General features: G+C 65.6%; 1 pseudogene. It reads right to left on the bottom strand.

What is annotated here, in order from left to right:
• Positions 1-651: pseudogene (gene cpsB, locus I6F36_RS38590) on the bottom strand (mannose-1-phosphate guanylyltransferase/mannose-6-phosphate isomerase); the annotation flags it as partial.

Raw genomic sequence — 651 nt, 5'->3', positions numbered from 1 at the left:
TGCACCGTCTTCACGGTCTCGTTGACGGTGACCTGCGCCGTGCCGCGGACCACGATCCAGTGCTCGGCACGATGATGGTGCTTTTGCAGCGACAGCCGCCCGCCCGGCTTCACCACGATGCGCTTGACCTGGTGGCGCTCGCCATTGTCGACGGATTGATAGCTGCCCCAGGGCCGGTGCACCTTGAGATGCTCTTCGGTGACTTTCGGCGCGACCGACTTCAATTTCGTCACGAGGCGCTTCAGCCCATTGGCATCCTTCTGCCGCGAGACCAGCACCGCGTCCGCGGTCGCGACCACGACGAGATCGTCGACGCCTTCGAGCGCGACCAGCGCGGAATCCGTGGTGACGTTGCAATTGCGGGAATCCTCGAACACGGCGGTGCCGTGCGCGGCATTGCCCTGCGCGTCCTTCTCCGACAGCTCCCACACCGCATGCCATGAGCCGACGTCGGACCAGCCGCACGACACCGGCACGACGGCGGCGCGCGAGGTCTTCTCCATCACTGCATAGTCGATCGAGATCGCCTTGGCCGCGCCGAACGCCTCGGGCTCCAGCGTGACGAAGCCGAGATCGCGGCCGGCATTGTTGACGGCATTGGTGACGGCCTCGACGCTTGCCGCATCGACCCTGCGATATTCGTCGAGCAGC

Origin of the sequence: Bradyrhizobium sp. BRP19 (genome assembly GCF_020194195.1) — a bacterium.
Classification (GTDB): domain Bacteria; phylum Pseudomonadota; class Alphaproteobacteria; order Rhizobiales; family Xanthobacteraceae; genus Bradyrhizobium; species Bradyrhizobium yuanmingense.
Note: the sequence above shows the minus strand (reverse complement) of the source record. Positions and strands in the feature narration are given on the sequence as shown.